We start from the raw sequence: 17,142 nt of genomic DNA, 5'->3' as shown, positions 1-17,142 counted from the left end.
ACACCTACTCCATATTGGTGTGGCGGGCGCGCATCGCTCCCGGCGAGACGCCGGTCAGATCCCTGAGCTTCAGCACCATCACTTCGAAGAGGACGAACAGCGCGCCTTCGAAAACCGAGCCCATCGGCAGGACGGATGTCTTTTCAGGGTCCTGGTCGTCGGCCATGGTCTGAGCCGGGATAAGCAGTGTGAAGTCGGCCAGCTTCGCGGCAGTGCTGTCGGCTTGCGCGGTGAGCAGCAGGACTGTGGCACCGGCCTCGCGCGCGACCTGCAACAAGGTCAGCACGGTCGACGTCTCACCCGGGCCGGAACTTGCGAGGAAGACATCGGCCTCGCCCAGCGGCGGCGTGGTCATGTCGCCGACGACCGACACCGGCAGACCGAGATGGTAGAGCCGCATGGCAAAACCCTTGACCTGCAGCGCCTCGCGGCCGCAGCCATAGGTGACGATCTTTTTCGCTCCAGCCAGGATGGCGCAAGCGGCGTCGATGCGGCTTTCGTCGATGCGCTCCAGCACAGTGCCAAGCTCGTTCAGCGCAATCCCAAACAGGTTTTCGCCGGCAGCCGTCATGACATTTGCACCAGCTTGCCGGTGCCGGAGAACCATTTGAATATCTCAGTCACATCTGCCCCGAACAGCTTGTTTTCACTCATGCTATCACCGCGAAAATCGGTGTCCAACGACACGCAGTGCTTTTGATGCGCCACAGCCGTGATAGTGTCACGGCAAATCGCAAATGAGGAAACGGCAGCATATGAAGACACGGCATTTCGACCGCATCGGCAATGGCGGCATCACCTTCACCGAGCTCGGCTTCGGCACTGCGCCGCTCGGCAATCTTTATCGCGCCGTATCCGATGAGAATGCCAATGCTACGCTGGAGGCGGCATGGCGGGTCGGCTGCCGCTACTACGACACCGCGCCGCTCTATGGGCTGGGCCTTGCCGAAACGCGGCTCAATCCGTTCCTGCGTTCGAAGAAGCGTGACGACTACGTGCTGTCCAGCAAAGTCGGGCGCATCATGCGCGCCTGCCCGCCGGAACAGCGCACCGGCATCGGCAAATTCTTCGACACCCCATCGCGCCGCGAGGTCTACGATTACAGCTATGACGGCGTCATGCGCTCCTTCGAAGCCTCGCTGGAACGGCTCGGCGTCGACCGCATCGACATCCTCTTCGTGCACGATGTCGACATCTTCACCCATGGCAGCAAGGAAGCCTCGGACCAGCGCATCCAGGAATTCATGAGCTCCGGCTATTACGGATTGCTGGCATTGCGCGACCAGGGCGTGATCAAGGCGTTCGGCGGCGGCATCAACGAGTGGCCGGTTGCCCAGACGCTGGCCGAGCGCGGCGATTTCGATCTGTTCCTGCTTGCCGGGCGTTACACGCTGCTGGAGCAGGAAGCGCTGCAGTCTTTCCTGCCGCTATGCCAGCAACGCGGCATCGGCATCGTTCTCGGCGGGCCGTACAATTCCGGCATCCTGGCAACCGGGCCGAAGCCCGGCGCCTACTACAACTATTCGGAGGCGCCGCAGGACATCATCGACCGCGTCACCCGCATCGAGGCCGTCTGCAAGCGCCACGGCGTGCGCCTGATCGAGGCGGCGCTGCAGTTCCCGCTGCTGCATCCTTCCGTCGTCTCGGTAATCCCCGGCGGCCAGCGGCCGGGCGAAGTCGAAAGCAATCGCTCGCTGCTCGACGCGAAACCGCCATCGGCGCTGTGGGCCGATCTCAAGAAGGAAGGCTTGATGCGCACTGACGCGCCGACGGCATAGTGCCGCCTTTCCAACGACGCTGCGGGCACAGAAAAGAAAAACCGGATATACCGGCTTTTCTTTTCTCTGAAAGACTTAAGGAGGCGCTTAGTTGACCGCGTCCTTGAGGCCCTTGCCGGCCGAGAACTTCGGCACGGTGCGCGCCGGGATCTTCACTTCCGCACCGGTCTGCGGATTGCGGCCGGTCGACGCGGCGCGTTGTGACACGGTGAAATTTCCGAAGCCGACAAGCCGGACATCGCCGCCCTTTTTCAGTTCGCCGGTGATGACGGAAAACACCGCATCAACCGCCGACTGCGCGTCACCCTTCGAAATACTCGCGGCATCGGCGACAGCGGACACCAGTTCGTTCTTGTTCATAAAAATTCCCTTCCATGAGAAAACCGGAACACTCGACTCATCCGGCAGGAAACGGACTTTAGAAAGAAGCGCTCCGGCAACCAAGTCGAAAAGCGCCACGAAAGTTGAAAAAAGCCCGGAAATCCGGGGTTCTTCACATGAAAAAGCCGGGCTCAAGGCCCGGCTCTCTCTTTGTGCATTGCAACTTTAGCAAGAGCTAATGCGCCAGCGATTTACCAGCTTCGTCCCCGACATCGACCACGGCCGGCGCATTGACGGGTTCAACCCACTGGATCGGTTCCGGCATGCGCACCAGCGCATGGCGCAACACTTCGCCAACCCGTGAGACCGGAATGATCTCCATGCCGCTCTTCACGTTCTCCGGAATCTCCGCCAGATCCTTGGCGTTCTCTTCCGGGATCAGTACCTTCTTGATGCCGCCGCGAAGTGCGGCAAGCAGCTTCTCCTTGAGGCCGCCGATCGGCAGCACCCTGCCGCGCAGCGTGATCTCGCCGGTCATCGCCACATCGGCCTTGACCGGGATTCCGGTCAGCACCGAGACGATCGCCGTCGCCATCGCCACGCCAGCCGACGGTCCGTCCTTGGGCGTTGCGCCTTCCGGCACGTGGACGTGGATATCGCGCTTGTCGAACAGCGGCGGCTCGACGCCGAAATCGATGGCCCGCGAGCGGACATAGGACGCCGCCGCCGAAATCGATTCCTTCATAACGTCGCGCAGATTGCCGGTCACGGTCATGCGGCCCTTGCCGGGCATCATGACACCTTCCACCGTCAACAGCTCGCCACCGACTTCCGTCCAGGCGAGCCCGGTGACCACGCCGACCTGATCGTCGCTCTCGACCTGGCCGAAGCGGAAGCGCGGAACACCAAGATAATCGGCAAGATTGTCCGCCGTGATGTTGATCGTCTTCTTCTTCGTCTTCAGGATCTCGGTCACCGCCTTGCGCCCGAGCTTCATCAGCTCGCGCTCCAGGCTCCTGACGCCCGCTTCACGGGTGTAGGTCTGGATGATGCCGCGGATCGCGTCCTCGCCGACGGAGAACTCCTTCGGCTGCAACGCGTGGTCGCGGATCACCTTGGGCATCAGGTGACGCTTGGCGATTTCGATCTTCTCGTCCTCGGTGTAACCGGCGATACGGATGATCTCCATGCGGTCCATCAAGGGCGCAGGGATGTTCAGCGTGTTCGCCGTCGTCACGAACATCACGCTCGACAGGTCGTATTCGACCTCGAGGTAATGGTCCATGAACGTCGAGTTCTGCTCGGGATCGAGCACCTCGAGCAAAGCCGATGACGGATCGCCGCGGAAATCCTGGCCCATCTTGTCGATCTCGTCGAGCAGGAAGAGCGGGTTGGATTTCTTCGCCTTCTTCATCGACTGGATGACCTTGCCGGGCATCGAGCCGATATAGGTGCGGCGGTGACCACGGATCTCGGCCTCGTCGCGCACGCCGCCCAGCGCCATGCGGATGAACTCACGGCCGGTCGCCTTGGCGATCGACTTGCCGAGCGAGGTCTTGCCGACGCCGGGAGGTCCGACGAGGCACAGGATCGGCCCCTTCAGCTTCTTCTGGCGGCTCTGCACGGCGAGGTATTCGACGATGCGGTCCTTGACCTTGTCGAGGCCGAAATGATCGGTATCGAGCACGTTCTGGGCAAAGGCCAGATCCTGCTTGACCTTGGAGTTCCTGCCCCACGGGATCGACAGCAGCCAGTCGAGATAGTTGCGCACGACGGTCGATTCAGCCGACATCGGCGACATCGTCCGCAGCTTCTTCAGTTCGGCTTCCGCCTTTTCGCGGGCCTCCTTGGAGAGCTTGGTCTTCTTGATGCGCGCCTCGATCTCGGCGGCCTCGTCGCGGCCGTCCTCGCCCTCGCCGAGCTCCTTCTGGATCGCCTTCATCTGCTCGTTGAGGTAGTATTCGCGCTGCGTCTTCTCCATCTGGCGCTTGACGCGCGAGCGGATACGCTTCTCAACCTGGAGCACCGAGATTTCGGCTTCCATGAAGCCCATCGCCTTCTCCAGCCGTTCCTTGACGGACAGCGTGGCGAGCATCTCCTGCTTCTCGGGGATCTTGATGGCAAGATGCGAAGCGACCGTGTCGGCGAGCTTGGAATAGTCGTCGATCTGGCTGGCGGCACCCACCACTTCGGGCGAGATCTTCTTGTTCAGCTTGACGTAGTTCTCGAAGTCGGTGACGACGGAACGGGCCAGCGCCTCGACCTCGACCTCTTCCTCCTCCGGTTCGACCAGCGCCGCAGCACGGGCTTCATGGAAGTCGGGACGGTCGGTGAACGCGACGATTTTCGCGCGCGAGGCGCCTTCGACCAGCACCTTCACGGTGCCGTCCGGCAGTTTCAGCAATTGCAGCACATTGGCGAGCGTGCCGATGTCAAAGATGGCATCGGGCTCCGGATCGTCGTCGGCGGCATTCATCTGGGTCGCAAGCAGGATCTGCTTTTCCTGACCCATCACTTCTTCCAGCGCCTTGATCGACTTTTCACGCCCGACGAAGAGCGGAACGATCATGTGCGGGAACACCACGATGTCGCGCAGTGGGAGGACTGCGAAGACCCCGTCGCTGGGAGCCTTGGATAATTTGGCCATTGTCCAACCTTTCATGTCGCGGCCGCCAATCGGCCAACCGCGAATCTCATATTAACGACCGGGGATCGTTCCGCCTACCACCGTTTGTGACGGGAGTTTTACAGCACAGAATTCGGCACCACGGCCTTCTGCCATTAGTTGGAGGCACAGGGGGTAAAGATCAAGGGTCAACACGGTCCGTCCCTCCAATCCGCAGCCATTAGGCGGCGCCGTACGCGGTGTGCGACAGCAAAACGGCGCCCTGCGGCGCCGTTTCAGAAAAATCCATTGCCGGCTCACGTCAGGCGCTGACGTTGCCCTTCTTTTCCTTCTGCTCGGAATAGATGTAGAGCGGCCTGGCGTTGCCTGACACCACCTCTTCCGAAATAACGACTTCGCGCACGCCTTCCAGCGCCGGCAGCTCGAACATGGTGTCGAGCAGGATCGCTTCCATGATCGAACGAAGGCCGCGCGCGCCGGTCTTGCGCTCGATGGCGCGCTTGGCGATCGCCGACAGCGCGTTCTCGTGGAAGGTCAGGTCGACATTCTCCATCTCGAACAGCCGCTGATACTGCTTGACCAGCGCGTTCTTCGGCTCGGTCAGGATCTGGATCAGCGCCGGCTCGTCGAGATCCTCCAGCGTCGCCAGGACAGGCAAACGGCCGACGAACTCTGGAATGAGGCCGAACTTCAAGAGATCCTCAGGCTCGACCAGGCGGAAAACATCGCCGGTGCGGCGATCCTCGGGCGAAGCGACGATGGCGCCGAAACCGATCGAGGTCTTCCTGCCGCGATCCGAGATGATCTTGTCCAGGCCGGCGAAAGCGCCACCGCAGATGAACAGGATGTTGGCGGTGTCGACCTGCAGGAATTCCTGCTGCGGATGCTTCCTGCCGCCCTGCGGCGGCACGGAGGCGACAGTGCCTTCCATGATCTTCAAAAGTGCCTGCTGCACGCCCTCGCCCGAGACGTCGCGGGTGATCGAGGGATTGTCCGACTTGCGCGAGATCTTGTCGATCTCGTCGATATAGACGATGCCGCGCTGGGCGCGCTCGACATTGTAGTCGGCCGACTGCAACAGCTTCAGGATGATGTTCTCGACGTCCTCGCCGACATAGCCGGCCTCGGTCAGCGTCGTCGCGTCGGCCATGGTGAAGGGGACGTCGATGATGCGGGCCAGCGTCTGCGCCAGCAACGTCTTGCCGCAGCCGGTCGGGCCGATCAGCAGGATGTTAGACTTCGCGAGTTCGACGTCGTTGTTCTTGCCGGCATGGGCGAGGCGCTTGTAGTGGTTGTGGACGGCCACCGACAGCACGCGCTTGGCGTAAGGCTGGCCGATGACGTAGTCGTCGAGAACCTTGAGGATTTCCTGTGGGGTCGGCACGCCCTCTCGCGACTTCACCATCGAGGTCTTGTTCTCCTCGCGGATGATGTCCATGCACAGTTCGACGCATTCGTCGCAGATGAACACCGTCGGCCCGGCGATCAGCTTGCGCACTTCGTGCTGGCTTTTGCCGCAAAACGAGCAATAAAGCGTGTTCTTGGAATCACCGCTGTTGTTGCCGACCTTGCTCATTTTCCTGTCCTTTCATGGCCGCCCGCCGATGGTCTGGTTGAAAGGGCGCATATTCAATCTATCGCGGGAATCCGCTGCCGCCAGTGCCCCGGCTCCCGCAACGCATTCCGTACGAAACACAAATCGGAAAACGGGGCAATGATTCGAACAACCCCACGCAAAGCTAAGCCGTCGAAAATCAACATAGCCTTAACGTAGGCAATTGCACCCGTCGAGGGAACAGCCAATTGTGGCCGAAATGCCGCAAGCTGCGCCAAAAGCGCGTGATCCCGCCACTCATTGCCACCGCAGGGCCACCGCGGGCCTATAAGGCAATACCTTCGACCGGCTCACGTGACGAAATGACCTTGTCGATGAGGCCGAAATCCCTGGCCTCGTCGGCAGTCATGAAATGGTCACGGTCGAGCGTTTTTTCAATCTCATCGTAGCTCTTGCCGGTGTGCTTGACGTAAACCTCGTTGAGGCGACGCTTCAGCTTGATGATGTCCTGGGCATGGCGCTCGATGTCGGAAGCCTGGCCCTGGAAGCCGCCGGAAGGCTGGTGGACCATGATGCGGGCGTTCGGCGTGGCAAAGCGCATGTCCTTGTGGCCCGCCGTCAAGAGCAGCGAGCCCATCGAGGCGGCCTGACCGATGCAGAGCGTCGACACGGCAGGCTTGATGAACTGCATGGTGTCATAGATCGCCATGCCGGAGGTGACGACGCCGCCGGGCGAGTTGATATAGAGGTTGATTTCCTTCTTCGGATTCTCCGCCTCGAGGAACAGCAGCTGCGCGCAGACCAGCGTCGCCATGCCATCCTCGACCGGGCCGGTGATGAAAATGATGCGCTCCTTGAGGAGCCGCGAGAAAATGTCGTAGGCCCGCTCGCCGCGATTGGTCTGTTCGACCACCATCGGAACGAGGTTCATGTAGGTTTCGACGGGGTTCTTCATGGACTATCCCTTTTTGAGGATGGGATTCCGGCGCCGGAGATTTGCAATCGGGCAGAATCGGTTCTGGATCGTTATTGTGTAAATAGGATGCCGGCTCACCCTAGCGCAAGGCCGCCTCTCCTAGCCATCCGGTTAAGTCGAATCAAGGTTTCCAAACCAGTTTCGCCTGTCGCCGTGCCGGCAGCCCCTCTCCTGCCGTGGGAAGGGGCGCTCATGCTTGGCCGTTGTTTAGCAGTTTCTTAACCGCATCGCTTAACGAAAAGTGGTGAAACCGCTTTTTCCGGCCACGGCTTACCCTACAATTCAACGTTGAACTCGCTTCACGCAGTTCAAACAGGGGGAGTGCGATGATCAAGAAAGTTGCTTCCTTGGCCCTTACCGGCATCAGCGTTCTCGGCATGGCGTCCGAAACGGCTGCCGGCGGACGCTCGGTCGAATGCTACGAGCAGGTTAACCGGCCGGCCGTCTACGACACCGTCTACGAGGATGTGCTCGTCAGCCCAGCCGGCCAGCAGGTGCAGTATGAAGCGCCGATCTACGGGACGCGTGAGCGCGTGGTGCAGATCGCGCCGGCGCGCGTTAGCTACGAGACCGTGCCCGCCATCACCCGCACCATCTACCGGTCCGTGAGGGTCAATGACGGCGGCTATTCCTGGGAATGGCGCATCATCAATGGCCGCAAGGTGCTGTGCAAGGTCAGGCACAAGGCGCGCTATGAACGCATGGCCGAGATCGTCGTGGTTGAGCCGGAACGCCGGCGGCGCGTTGTCCTCCCCGCCGAATACGAGAGCGTCGCCGAAGAGGTTCTCGTGCGGCCGGAGCAACGGCGCATCATCGACATTCCGGCGTCCTATCAGACAGTGGCCCGCCGCGTGGTGGTCAGGGAGGGCTCATCCAGCTGGCGCCGCGTGCATATTCCGAGGCATTGCCAGTATTAGCGCTCAGGCCACCTCCGCCCTGAGCCATTTCTTCAGGCCGTCGACATCGCCGTTGCCGACGTAGGCCGCAACCCTTCTGCCGACTGCCGCGCCGAACTTGTAGCCGTGGCCGGAGCAGGCCGAGACGACCAGGCATCTGCCTTTCTGGTGAGCCAGGAATTTCTCGTCGGCGGTGAAGGTGTAGGCGCAGGTGACCACCTCGGTGACCTTATACTCCTCGATATGGGCAATCGGCGGTGAAAACAGGTTGCGGATCGCCTCGCCCTCGCCCGGCACCGGCTGACGGTTCCAGTCTGCATCGCTGGTCGGCACCCTGTGCAGGCCCGAGCCGAATTTCATGCCGGCGCCGCCTGTCGGCGGGATGGCGTAGCCGTCGACAGTGCCGCCGATGTTGAGGACGACCGGTGCTGCCTGCCAGACCGCTTTCAGGTCCGCCGGCGGTTCGACATAGGCGAGCGCGGTGCGCCAGGTTTTCAGCTCGCCATCCAGCTCCGGGAACAGTTTTAGCACCCAGGCGCCGGCAGCGACGACGATCCGGTCGGCCTGCATCGTTTCGCCGCCCGCCAGCACGACATGCCCGGCCTCGGCGTCGATCTCGACCACCTTGCTGTTCTCATAGACATTGGCGCCGTTCGCGCTCAGCCACCTGGCGAGGCCGGCAGCGATCTTGCGGCAGTGCAGCGCGCCGCCGTCCGGCGAAAAATACGCATAGCGGAATGAACCAGGTTCTAGGAACGGCCAGCGTTCGACCGCGGCATCCGGCTCGAACAATTCGAACGGGTAGTTCCCGGCTTCCATGCCTTCTCGGTATTCCTCGGCCTCGTCTCCCGGCTGGCGCGAAATGCAGATGAAGCCGCGCGGATCGAGATGGCTTTCACCGAGATCGGCCCACATCTCATCCCAGGCTTCATAGGCTTCGGTGATCAGCCGGCCGTAGCCCGTTCCGGCCCGGTAGGCGCGGCGGATGATGCGATGATGGTCGCCGGAGGCGGCGAGCGGATTGGGGATCGGTCCCTGCTCGACGATCGAGACGAGGTGCCCGGCCTTGACCAGCGACCAGGCCGTGGAAAGCCCGGCAATGCCTGCACCGACCACGATCACATTCATGAAAACCGTCCTTCCGCAACCGCTTCGGCGGCTCACCTCACGGGAGGGCCAACATACGGTCTGGCACCAGACTGGCAAGCCGCGCTAATGATCTGGCATGACCGAATTGAAGCCGCCCTATCTTGCCTTTGATCCAGCCTCCCGCCGCCTGCGGCTCGATCCGCACGAACCGGCTTTTTTCCAGGACCCATATGAAGCCTACGCCTTCCTGCATGGCGCATCGAACGCCTTCTTCTGGGAAGAATTTGGTTTCTGGTGTTTTGGCGGCTTCGACGACGTCAACCGACTGCTGCGCGATCGCCGCTTCGGCCGCCAGAACCCGGCCGGCATTCCGGACAGCCGGGGCATCGGCCAGGACCGCACGCATCTCAGCGCCTTCGACGGTGTCGAGGCCAATTCGATGCTGGAGTTGGAGCCGCCCGTCCACACACGGCTCAGAACGCTGGTCAACCGCGCCTTCGTCTCGCGCCAGGTCGAGCGGCTCAGGCCGCGCGTCGAGACGTTGGCCAACGAACTGATCGACCGTTTCGAACCGGACCGGGTCGACTTGCTGCCGGCTTTCGCCGCTCCCTTGCCGATCACCATCATTGCCGAAATGCTCGGCGTGCCGGTCGAGATGGGGCCGCAGCTGCTCGACTGGTCGCATCGGATGGTCGCCATGTACATGCATGGCCGCACCCGCGAGACGGAGGACACGGCCAATCGCGCCGCGCGCGACTTTTCGAGTTTTTTGCGCGGCTATGTCGCCGAGCGGCGAAAGAGGCCGGGCGAGGATCTTCTGTCGCTGCTGATTGCGGCACAGGAGGACGGCCAGAAACTGTCGGAGGACGAGCTGGTATCCTCGGCCATCCTTTTGCTCAATGCCGGCCATGAAGCAACTGTCCACCAGACCGGCAATGCGGTGCGCTCGATCCTTGCGCAAGGCGGCGACCCGCGCCGCTTCTTCGCCTCACCGGAAGCAACAGCCGCGACGGTCGAAGAGTGCCTGCGCTTCGACGCGCCGCTGCACATGTTCACGCGCTACGCCTATCAGGAGGTCGAGGCCGGGCCGGGGATCATCGTCCAGCCGGGCGAGACGATCGGGCTGTTGCTCGGCATGGCCAATCGCGACCCTACTGCGTTTGCCGAGCCCCTCGCCTTCAGGCCGGACCGTGCCGACCAGAAGAACGTATCGTTCGGCGCCGGCATCCATTTCTGCATCGGCGCGCCGCTCGCCCGGCTCGAACTGCAGGTGTCGCTGAAAACCTTGTTCGACCGGCTACCGCAGCTGCATCTTGCCGAACAGCCGCGCTTCCGCGACACCTATCATTTCCACGGCCTGGAAACGCTCGCCGTACACTTCTGAGCATTCGGTCCGGCAGGGGTGATCAAAGCTTGATCACATACTCCTTGCGAGTCGTTTCAAGCACTTCCCAGCTGCCCTTAAAGCCCGGCCTCAGCACGAAACTGTCGCCTGCCCTGACAGTGCGCGCCTTCCCGCCGTCTTCGGCGATCACCGAAACCCCTGACAGGATGTGGCAGAACTCCCATTCGTCATATTCGATGCGCCATTTGCCCGGCGTTGCTTCCCAGATGCCGGCATAAAGGCCACCCGCCTGTTCCTCGACATTCCAGGTGCGGAATTTCGGTTCGCCTGAAATCAGGCGATCCGGCGCCGGTGCGCCATGCTCGGCTTCGACGGTGTCGACGCCGACGGAAAGAAATTTCGGCGTGGTCATGGCGATCAAACCTTGGCGAGAGCCTGTTCCAGATCGGCGATGATGTCGTTGACGTCCTCGATGCCGACCGAAAGCCTGACCGTGTCCGGCCCCGCCCCGGCGTTGATCTTCTGCTCGTCGGAAAGCTGGCGATGCGTGGTCGATGCCGGGTGGATGACCAGCGACTTGGTGTCCCCGACATTGGCCAGGTGCGAGAACAGCTCGAGCGCCTCGACGAACTTGATGCCCGCGGCATAGCCGCCCTTCAGCCCGAAAGTGAACACCGCGCCGGCGCCAAGCGGCGAGTACTTCTTCTGCAGCGCATTGTTCTTGTCGCTGGGCAGGCCGGGATAGGACACCCAGGCGACCTTGGGATGGTTGGAAAGCCATCCGGCGACCGCCGCCGCATTGTCGCAGTGGCGCTGCATCCTGAGCGGCAAGGTTTCCAGACCGGTCAGGATAAGGAATGCGTTGAACGGCGAAATCGCCGCGCCGATGTCGCGCAGGCCGAGGACGCGAGCAGCGATGGCGAAGGCGAAATTGCCGAAGGTCTCGTGCAGGACGAGGCCGCCATATTCGGGGCGCGGCTCCGACAGCATCGGATATTTGCCCGACTTCGACCAATCGAACGTGCCGCCGTCGACAATGGCGCCGCCGATCGAGTTGCCGTGACCGCCGATGAACTTGGTCAGCGAATGCACGACGATGTCGGCGCCATGCTCGATCGGCCGCAGCAGATAGGGCGAGGCCAGCGTGTTGTCGACGATCAGCGGCAGGCCGTGCTTGCGGGCAATGTCGCCGATCTTCTCGATATCGACGAAGACGCCGCCCGGATTGGCCAGGCTCTCGATGAAGATTGCCTTGGTCCTGTCGTCGATCTGGCTCTCGAAGGTCGAGATATCATTGGTGTCGGCCCAGCGCACCTGCCAGCCGAAATTCTTGAAGGCGTGGCCAAACTGGTTAATCGAGCCGCCGTAAAGCTTTGTCGCTGAAACGAAATTGTCGCCGGGCTGCATCAGATTGTGGAAGACCAGCACCTGCGCGGCATGACCCGAGGCGACGGCAAGGCCTGCCGTGCCGCCTTCGAGTGCCGCGATGCGCTCTTCCAGCACCGCCTGAGTCGGATTCATGATGCGGGTGTAGATGTTGCCGAACGCCTTCAGCCCGAACAGCGAGGCGGCATGGTCGGCATCGTCGAAGACGAAGGAGGTCGTCTGGTAGATCGGCGTCGCTCGCGCGCCGGTCGCCGGATCCGGCTTGGCGCCGGCATGGACGGCGAGCGTGTTGAAACCGGGCGTGCGGGCCATCGAAAAACCTCCCTGAATGGTGAATGGTGAATGGTGAATGGTGAATGGTGAATGGTGAATGGTGAATGGTGAATGGCAAAGTCGGCCAGCCCCACCCTGATTGCAAGCGGCTCATATGCCGCCTTGCCGGCCTTCCAGAAAAATCCTTCTATTCACCATTCACTATTCATTACCTACTTCTGGCGAACGCCGAAACTCTGGAACCCCGGCCGCATCAGGGGCTTCTTCGACGACAGCACGCCGGAATTGACGCCGGTCCAGCCGATCTCGCCGGACAGCTTGCCATATTCGATCTTGGGGCAACGGTTCATCACCACCTTGATGCCGGCGGCTTCGGCGCGCGCGGCCGCCTCGTCATGGCGTATGCCAAGCTGCATCCAGATGACCTTCGGCAGCGGATCGAGCCGCAGCACCTCGTCGACAATGCCGGGCACGGCAGCGGAAGCGCGAAAGACGTCGACCATGTCGACAGATCCTGGAACGTCGGCGAGTCTGGCATAGGTCATCTGGCCTAGAATCGCCTTGCCGGCCTGGCCGGGATTGATCGGGAACACCGAAAACCCTTTGCCGAGCAGATATTTCAGCACGAAATAGCTCGGCCGCACGTCATTGGCCGACGCGCCGACCATGGCGATGGTCTTCACCGAATTGAGGATGCCGGCGATATAGGCGTTGTCGTAGGCGTCGTGGTTCATGCCTCGTCATACAGCGCTTCGGAGTGAGGTGCCAACTGCCGCGTCAGTGGCTTGCAATGGGCCAGGGAAAGCCGTCAGCCGGGCAGCGAAATCGATCCGTCTTCCGCGATCGGAAAAGCCGGATTGTGCGCCACTTCCCAGATGTGCCCGTCCGCATCGGCGAAATAGCCGTACCAGCCGCCCCAGAAGGCGCGCCCGGCCGGCTTGACGATCTTGCCGCCGGCCTTCTCAGCCGCCGCAAGCACTTCGTCGACCTCGGCGTCGGAGCGGGTGTTGTAGGCGAGGTAGACGGCCGACGGCGCCTTCGAGAAGCTGACGCCCGAATCCTCTTCGGCGCTTGGGCGCGGAAACAAGCCAAGAATGGCGCCGCCCATCTGGAAGAAGGCAACGCCGTCGGTGATCCCGGCATGGCGGGTCAGGCCCATCGCCTCATAGAAGCGCGTCGCACGGTCGAGATCGTCGGTGGCGATGGTGATGATGGAGATGCGCGGTTCCATATCCGCCTCCTATTCCTCCGGCCATTCCGGCTTGCGCTTGCCGATGAAAGCGCCGATGCCCTCTTCCGCATCGCGCGCCAGCATGTTCTCGACCATGACGCGCCCGGTGTAACCATAGGCCTCGGCGAGCCCCATCTCGGCCTGCTCATAAAAGGCTTCCTTGCCGATCTTGACGACCAGGGACGATTTGGACGCAATGGTTTGCGCGTATTTGGTGACAATCTGATTCAGATATTCGCGCGGCACGACGCGGTTGACCAAACCGAATTCCTTGGCGGTTGCCGCATCGATCGTCTCGCCGGTCAAAAGCATCTCCATGGCGTGTTTGCGCGAGACGTTGCGCGACAGCGCCACCATCGGCGTCGAGCAGAACAGTCCGATATTGACGCCAGGCGTGCAGAAGGTCGCCTCGTGCGAGGCGATGGCGAGATCGCAGCTGGCGACCAACTGCAATCCGGCCGCCGTCGCCAGGCCGTCGATCTCGGCGATCACCGGCTTAGGATGGCGAACGATCGCCTGCATCAGCGCGGCGCAGGCGGAAAACGTCTTTTCGAAGAAGGCCCTGCCGCGATCGGCATCGGCGCGGTGCGTGCTCAACTCCTTGAGGTCGTGCCCGGCGCAGAACACTTTGCCGGCCGCCCCAAGGATGATGACGCGGACGGATTTGTCGGCCTTGGCGCGGTCGAGTTCCGCCATCAGCGCCGCCATCACTGCAAGCGAAAGAGCGTTGGCCGGCGGATTGGCGAGCGTCAGGCGCAGCACGCCGTTGTCCAGCCTGGAGACGACCGGCCCTTCGGCAACGGCAGGCTTGATGGCGACGATTTCGGCCATAGGTCGTTCCTCCGCGATTCCGGATCGATGATGGACTAATCTAGTATGCCGTCCCCCTTCGTCCAACTCCCTCGTCCGCTTCTGCCATAATGAATGGGCTGTTGCCGGGAACGCCACGTCGCGTTCATACAAGCAGGGCGCAAACCGGGAGACTGAAATGCCCGCCCACAGCAATCTCAAGCCGGTGCTGACGGCTGCCGAAATCAACGCGCTGATGGCGACCATTTTCCCGCAGCTCAACGACCAGTTCACCTTCTACGAGGCGTTGGAGGTGTTTCCAGGCGGCTGTATCGTGCGGCTCAACGCCGACGAGCGCCATTTGCGTCCCGGCGGCACCGTGTCGGGTTCGGCGCTGTTCACGCTGGCCGACATAGGCGGTTATGTCTGCGTGCTCTCGCATGCCGGACCGGATGCGCTTTCGGTCACCACCAGTCTCAACATCAATTTTGTCCGCAAGGCCGAGGCCGGGCCGATCGACGGCCATTGCCGCATCCTCAAGCTCGGCAAGAGCCTGATGGTGTTCGATATCGACATCGTCGCCGGCCCGGAGGGACACACGGTAGCGCACGCAACGGGCACCTATTCGATCCCGCCAAAGCGGATTGATGGTGTGGTAAAATAATACCTTTCATCCAAAGCATTGTTTTTGCTGTATTTTGATAGCTCGCCGACATTTCACGCGCCTTGACGCAGTCGCCGTCCTCTCCTATAAGCCCTCACGGAAACAGCGGCCCGCAAAGGTCGCCGTTTTGTTATTGGCAGCGGGCAAGCGCCTTTCGCCAATCCAAGCAACAAGAAACGCCTTCTTTTGAAGGTCCGAACCGAAAGCAACAATCCATGGCAACCTTTTCGCAGAAGCCTGCGGATGTGGTGAAGAAGTGGGTGCTGATCGACGCCGAGGGTCTCGTCGTCGGCCGTCTCGCCACTGTCATCGCCAATCATCTTCGCGGCAAGCACAAGCCCACCTTCACCCCGCACGTCGACGACGGCGACAACGTCATCGTCATCAATGCCGACAAAGTGGTGTTCACCGGCAAGAAGTTCACCGACAAGGTCTATTATTGGCACACCGGCCACCCCGGCGGCGTCAAGGAGCGCACCGCGCGCCAGCTGCTCGAGGGCCGCTTTCCCGAACGTGTCGTCGAGAAGGCCGTCGAACGCATGATCCCGCGTGGCCCGCTCGGCCGTCGCCAGATGAAGAACCTCCGCGTCTATGCAGGCACGGAACATCCGCATGTCGCCCAGCAGCCCGTCGTCCTCGACGTGGCCAAGCTGAACGCCAAGAACAAGAAGGTTTCGTAAGATGGCTGAGCTTTCCTCGCTCGCAGAACTCGGAGCTGCCACCGGCAATACCAACACCCAGCCGGCCGCACCCGTCCACGTCCAGAAACTCGATAAGTCGGGCCGCGCCTACGCCACCGGCAAGCGCAAGAACGCCATCGCCCGCGTCTGGGTGAAGCCCGGCTCCGGCAAGATCGTCGTCAACGACAAGGTGTTCGCCGAATATTTCGCGCGCCCGGTGCTGCAGATGATCCTCAACCAGCCGATCATCGCCGCCAACCGCGCCGGCCAGTACGACATCGTTGCCACCGTCATCGGCGGCGGCCTCTCCGGCCAGGCCGGTGCCGTGCGCCACGGCATCTCCAAGGCGCTGACCTATTACGAACCGGCGCTGCGCGCCGTGCTCAAGAAGGGTGGCTTCCTGACCCGCGACAGCCGCGTCGTCGAGCGCAAGAAGTACGGCAAGGCAAAGGCCCGCCGGAGCTTCCAGTTCTCCAAGCGTTAAGCGCTGCGCAATTACACGTTTTCGAAAGGCCGCCTCCGGGCGGCCTTTTCCACAAAAAGGGGCACCAATCACCCCATCGGGCGCGGCTCGCACGCATGGTGGCAGACTTCAGGCCTTGATGAAGTCAATGAACGCCCGCAACGGCGCCGGCACGAGGCGCCGGCCGGGATAGTAGAGGAAGGGCCCGGAGAAGCTCTGCCACCAGGATTCAAGCAGCGGTTCGAGCGCCCCGCTCTCGAAGTGAGGGCGTAGCCAATCCTCGAACAGGCTGATGATGCCGGTGCCGGCGATGGCTGCATCGACTTTGAGGTCAGTCGCCCCGCCCAGGGTCACGACAAGCGGCCCCGTCGGGTCGACCCGCACCACCTCGCCGTCGCGCTCGAATTCCCACGGCGGCATCGCACGGCTGGCAAAGCGGCCGCGCAGACAGGCGTGGCCGAGCAGGTCGCGCGGGTGTTGCGGCCGGCCATGACGATCCAGGTAGGCCGGGCTGGCGGCGGTGGCGAAGCGCTGCACGCGCGGTCCGATCGGCACAGCGATCATGTCCTGCTCCAGCCGCTCCTCATAGCGAATGCCGGCGTCGCACCCCGCCGCCAGCACATCGACGAAGCTCTCCTCCGAGATCACCTCCAACCGGATGCCTGGATAGGCGGCAAGGAACCGCGGGACGATGCTGGGCAGCACCAGCCGCACCGCGCTGACCGGCACATTGAGGCGCAACGTACCTGCCGGCCTGTCGCGAAAGCCGTTCACTACGTCGAGGGCCGATTCCACCTCGGTCAAGGCAGGACCGAGCCGCGCCAGCAGGCCTTCGCCAGCTTCGGTCAGGACGACGCTGCGGGTCGTCCGGTTGAGCAGCCTGACACCGAGCTGCGTCTCCAGGCGCCGCACCGCCTCGCTCAAGCCGGACGCACTGCCGCCGCTGGCGCGTGCCGCATCCCGAAAACCTTTGGCGCGCGCTACGGCCACGAAGGCGTTCAGGTCCCCGAGATCAATCTGCATTGTTCGTCATTCCGCACAGCCCGTGCGAATTGTACCCAATTATCATG

The 17,142-nt window shown here is 62.2% G+C and carries 19 protein-coding genes; 6 read left to right on the top strand and 13 right to left on the bottom strand.

Annotated features, from left to right (window positions below):
* Positions 1 to 4: 4 nt before the first annotated feature.
* Both hxlB and NKI16_RS27215 read right to left on the bottom strand, forming a co-directional pair.
* A complete protein-coding gene (gene hxlB, locus NKI16_RS27220) occupies positions 5 to 571 on the bottom strand; it encodes a 6-phospho-3-hexuloisomerase (RefSeq protein ID WP_352622790.1) in 567 nt (188 codons plus the stop codon).
* Positions 568 to 765: a hypothetical protein gene (locus NKI16_RS27215; RefSeq protein ID WP_352590603.1), complete on the bottom strand. Its 198-nt coding sequence runs from the start codon at positions 763 to 765 to the stop codon at positions 568 to 570. Before NKI16_RS27215 ends, hxlB begins: the two co-directional genes overlap by 4 nt.
* Here NKI16_RS27215 and NKI16_RS27210 point away from each other — a divergent pair.
* A complete protein-coding gene (locus NKI16_RS27210) occupies positions 756 to 1,778 on the top strand; it encodes an aldo/keto reductase (RefSeq protein WP_023674658.1) in 1,023 nt (340 codons plus the stop codon). The genes NKI16_RS27215 and NKI16_RS27210 overlap by 10 nt on opposite strands.
* 87 nt (positions 1,779 to 1,865) lie before the next feature.
* Here the strand turns inward: NKI16_RS27210 and NKI16_RS27205 are convergent, their stop codons facing one another.
* The 4 genes from NKI16_RS27205 to NKI16_RS27190 all read right to left on the bottom strand — a co-directional run bounded on the left by NKI16_RS27205 (position 1,866) and on the right by NKI16_RS27190 (position 7,235).
* Complete coding sequence (locus NKI16_RS27205; RefSeq protein ID WP_023674657.1) at positions 1,866 to 2,138, bottom strand: HU family DNA-binding protein; 273 nt, start codon at positions 2,136 to 2,138, stop codon at positions 1,866 to 1,868.
* A gap of 196 nt (positions 2,139 to 2,334) precedes the next feature.
* Positions 2,335 to 4,746 (bottom strand): endopeptidase La, encoded by a 2,412-nt coding sequence (gene lon, locus NKI16_RS27200; protein ID WP_023674656.1) that lies wholly within the window; start codon positions 4,744 to 4,746, stop codon positions 2,335 to 2,337.
* 280 nt (positions 4,747 to 5,026) lie between these two features.
* Positions 5,027 to 6,301: an ATP-dependent Clp protease ATP-binding subunit ClpX gene (clpX, locus tag NKI16_RS27195; RefSeq protein ID WP_006332719.1), complete on the bottom strand. Its 1,275-nt coding sequence runs from the start codon at positions 6,299 to 6,301 to the stop codon at positions 5,027 to 5,029.
* A 304-nt stretch (positions 6,302 to 6,605) separates the two neighbouring features.
* A complete protein-coding gene (locus NKI16_RS27190; RefSeq protein WP_023674655.1) occupies positions 6,606 to 7,235 on the bottom strand; it encodes an ATP-dependent Clp protease proteolytic subunit in 630 nt (209 codons plus the stop codon).
* 347 nt (positions 7,236 to 7,582) lie between these two features.
* Here NKI16_RS27190 and NKI16_RS27185 point away from each other — a divergent pair, with 347 nt between their 5' ends.
* Positions 7,583 to 8,173 (top strand): hypothetical protein, encoded by a 591-nt coding sequence (locus NKI16_RS27185; RefSeq protein ID WP_023674654.1) that lies wholly within the window; start codon positions 7,583 to 7,585, stop codon positions 8,171 to 8,173.
* A 3-nt stretch (positions 8,174 to 8,176) separates the two neighbouring features.
* Here NKI16_RS27185 and NKI16_RS27180 read toward each other — a convergent pair whose 3' ends face one another.
* Entirely contained in the window at positions 8,177 to 9,280 is a 1,104-nt protein-coding gene (locus NKI16_RS27180) for an NAD(P)/FAD-dependent oxidoreductase (RefSeq protein ID WP_352622793.1), read from the bottom strand.
* Between the two features lie 97 nt (positions 9,281 to 9,377).
* Between NKI16_RS27180 and NKI16_RS27175 the strand changes: the two genes are divergently transcribed.
* A complete protein-coding gene (locus NKI16_RS27175; RefSeq protein WP_352622795.1) occupies positions 9,378 to 10,625 on the top strand; it encodes a cytochrome P450 in 1,248 nt (415 codons plus the stop codon).
* A gap of 22 nt (positions 10,626 to 10,647) precedes the next feature.
* Here NKI16_RS27175 and NKI16_RS27170 read toward each other — a convergent pair whose 3' ends face one another.
* From NKI16_RS27170 to NKI16_RS27150, 5 genes are all read right to left on the bottom strand, one after another.
* Positions 10,648 to 10,998 (bottom strand): cupin domain-containing protein, encoded by a 351-nt coding sequence (locus tag NKI16_RS27170; RefSeq protein ID WP_352622797.1) that lies wholly within the window; start codon positions 10,996 to 10,998, stop codon positions 10,648 to 10,650.
* A 5-nt stretch (positions 10,999 to 11,003) separates the two neighbouring features.
* Entirely contained in the window at positions 11,004 to 12,284 is a 1,281-nt protein-coding gene (locus NKI16_RS27165) for an O-acetylhomoserine aminocarboxypropyltransferase (protein WP_352622799.1), read from the bottom strand.
* A 173-nt stretch (positions 12,285 to 12,457) separates the two neighbouring features.
* Positions 12,458 to 12,979 carry a CoA-binding protein gene (locus NKI16_RS27160; RefSeq protein ID WP_352622800.1) on the bottom strand — a complete coding sequence of 174 codons (522 nt, stop codon included), beginning with the start codon at positions 12,977 to 12,979 and terminating at the stop codon, positions 12,458 to 12,460.
* A 74-nt stretch (positions 12,980 to 13,053) separates the two neighbouring features.
* Entirely contained in the window at positions 13,054 to 13,476 is a 423-nt protein-coding gene (locus NKI16_RS27155; RefSeq protein WP_352622802.1) for a VOC family protein, read from the bottom strand.
* A 9-nt stretch (positions 13,477 to 13,485) separates the two neighbouring features.
* Complete coding sequence (locus NKI16_RS27150) at positions 13,486 to 14,307, bottom strand: enoyl-CoA hydratase (RefSeq protein WP_352622803.1); 822 nt, start codon at positions 14,305 to 14,307, stop codon at positions 13,486 to 13,488.
* A gap of 157 nt (positions 14,308 to 14,464) precedes the next feature.
* Between NKI16_RS27150 and NKI16_RS27145 the strand changes: the two genes are divergently transcribed.
* The 3 genes from NKI16_RS27145 to rpsI all read left to right on the top strand — a co-directional run bounded on the left by NKI16_RS27145 (position 14,465) and on the right by rpsI (position 16,093).
* On the top strand, positions 14,465 to 14,929 hold the full coding sequence (locus tag NKI16_RS27145) for a PaaI family thioesterase (protein WP_352622804.1): 465 nt from the start codon (positions 14,465 to 14,467) through the stop codon (positions 14,927 to 14,929).
* Positions 14,930 to 15,144: 215 nt separating this feature from the next.
* Positions 15,145 to 15,609: a 50S ribosomal protein L13 gene (gene rplM, locus NKI16_RS27140; RefSeq protein ID WP_023674645.1), complete on the top strand. Its 465-nt coding sequence runs from the start codon at positions 15,145 to 15,147 to the stop codon at positions 15,607 to 15,609.
* Between the two features lies 1 nt (position 15,610).
* The gene (gene rpsI, locus NKI16_RS27135; protein WP_023674644.1) at positions 15,611 to 16,093 is read left to right on the top strand and encodes a 30S ribosomal protein S9; all 483 of its coding nucleotides are present in this window, start codon (positions 15,611 to 15,613) and stop codon (positions 16,091 to 16,093) included.
* Between the two features lie 108 nt (positions 16,094 to 16,201).
* Here rpsI and NKI16_RS27130 read toward each other — a convergent pair whose 3' ends face one another.
* Positions 16,202 to 17,095 carry a LysR family transcriptional regulator gene (locus tag NKI16_RS27130; RefSeq protein WP_352622806.1) on the bottom strand — a complete coding sequence of 298 codons (894 nt, stop codon included), beginning with the start codon at positions 17,093 to 17,095 and terminating at the stop codon, positions 16,202 to 16,204.
* Between the last annotated feature and the right edge of the window lie 47 nt (positions 17,096 to 17,142).

The sequence above is a fragment of the Mesorhizobium sp. M0698 genome (genome assembly GCF_040320455.1).
Taxonomy (GTDB): Bacteria; Pseudomonadota; Alphaproteobacteria; order Rhizobiales; family Rhizobiaceae; genus Mesorhizobium.
The sequence above is the reverse complement of the archived record's forward strand: the minus strand, read 5'-3'. Positions and strand labels throughout refer to the sequence as shown.

What these genes read in the sequence shown, in the direction of transcription:
- lon (WP_023674656.1), bottom strand. Translation starts at nt 4,746, where the DNA reads ATGGCCAAATTATCCAAGGCTCCCAGCGACGGGGTCTTCGCAGTCCTC.
- NKI16_RS27185 (WP_023674654.1), top strand. Translation starts at nt 7,583, where the DNA reads ATGATCAAGAAAGTTGCTTCCTTGGCCCTTACCGGCATCAGCGTTCTC.
- NKI16_RS27205 (WP_023674657.1), bottom strand. Translation starts at nt 2,138, where the DNA reads ATGAACAAGAACGAACTGGTGTCCGCTGTCGCCGATGCCGCGAGTATT.
- NKI16_RS27190 (WP_023674655.1), bottom strand. Translation starts at nt 7,235, where the DNA reads ATGAAGAACCCCGTCGAAACCTACATGAACCTCGTTCCGATGGTGGTC.
- NKI16_RS27175 (WP_352622795.1), top strand. Translation starts at nt 9,378, where the DNA reads ATGACCGAATTGAAGCCGCCCTATCTTGCCTTTGATCCAGCCTCCCGC.
- NKI16_RS27145 (WP_352622804.1), top strand. Translation starts at nt 14,465, where the DNA reads ATGCCCGCCCACAGCAATCTCAAGCCGGTGCTGACGGCTGCCGAAATC.
- NKI16_RS27160 (WP_352622800.1), bottom strand. Translation starts at nt 12,979, where the DNA reads ATGAACCACGACGCCTACGACAACGCCTATATCGCCGGCATCCTCAAT.
- rplM (WP_023674645.1), top strand. Translation starts at nt 15,145, where the DNA reads ATGGCAACCTTTTCGCAGAAGCCTGCGGATGTGGTGAAGAAGTGGGTG.
- clpX (WP_006332719.1), bottom strand. Translation starts at nt 6,301, where the DNA reads ATGAGCAAGGTCGGCAACAACAGCGGTGATTCCAAGAACACGCTTTAT.
- NKI16_RS27155 (WP_352622802.1), bottom strand. Translation starts at nt 13,476, where the DNA reads ATGGAACCGCGCATCTCCATCATCACCATCGCCACCGACGATCTCGAC.
- hxlB (WP_352622790.1), bottom strand. Translation starts at nt 571, where the DNA reads ATGACGGCTGCCGGCGAAAACCTGTTTGGGATTGCGCTGAACGAGCTT.
- NKI16_RS27165 (WP_352622799.1), bottom strand. Translation starts at nt 12,284, where the DNA reads ATGGCCCGCACGCCCGGTTTCAACACGCTCGCCGTCCATGCCGGCGCC.
- NKI16_RS27170 (WP_352622797.1), bottom strand. Translation starts at nt 10,998, where the DNA reads ATGACCACGCCGAAATTTCTTTCCGTCGGCGTCGACACCGTCGAAGCC.
- NKI16_RS27130 (WP_352622806.1), bottom strand. Translation starts at nt 17,095, where the DNA reads ATGCAGATTGATCTCGGGGACCTGAACGCCTTCGTGGCCGTAGCGCGC.
- NKI16_RS27210 (WP_023674658.1), top strand. Translation starts at nt 756, where the DNA reads ATGAAGACACGGCATTTCGACCGCATCGGCAATGGCGGCATCACCTTC.
- NKI16_RS27180 (WP_352622793.1), bottom strand. Translation starts at nt 9,280, where the DNA reads ATGAATGTGATCGTGGTCGGTGCAGGCATTGCCGGGCTTTCCACGGCC.
- NKI16_RS27150 (WP_352622803.1), bottom strand. Translation starts at nt 14,307, where the DNA reads ATGGCCGAAATCGTCGCCATCAAGCCTGCCGTTGCCGAAGGGCCGGTC.
- rpsI (WP_023674644.1), top strand. Translation starts at nt 15,611, where the DNA reads ATGGCTGAGCTTTCCTCGCTCGCAGAACTCGGAGCTGCCACCGGCAAT.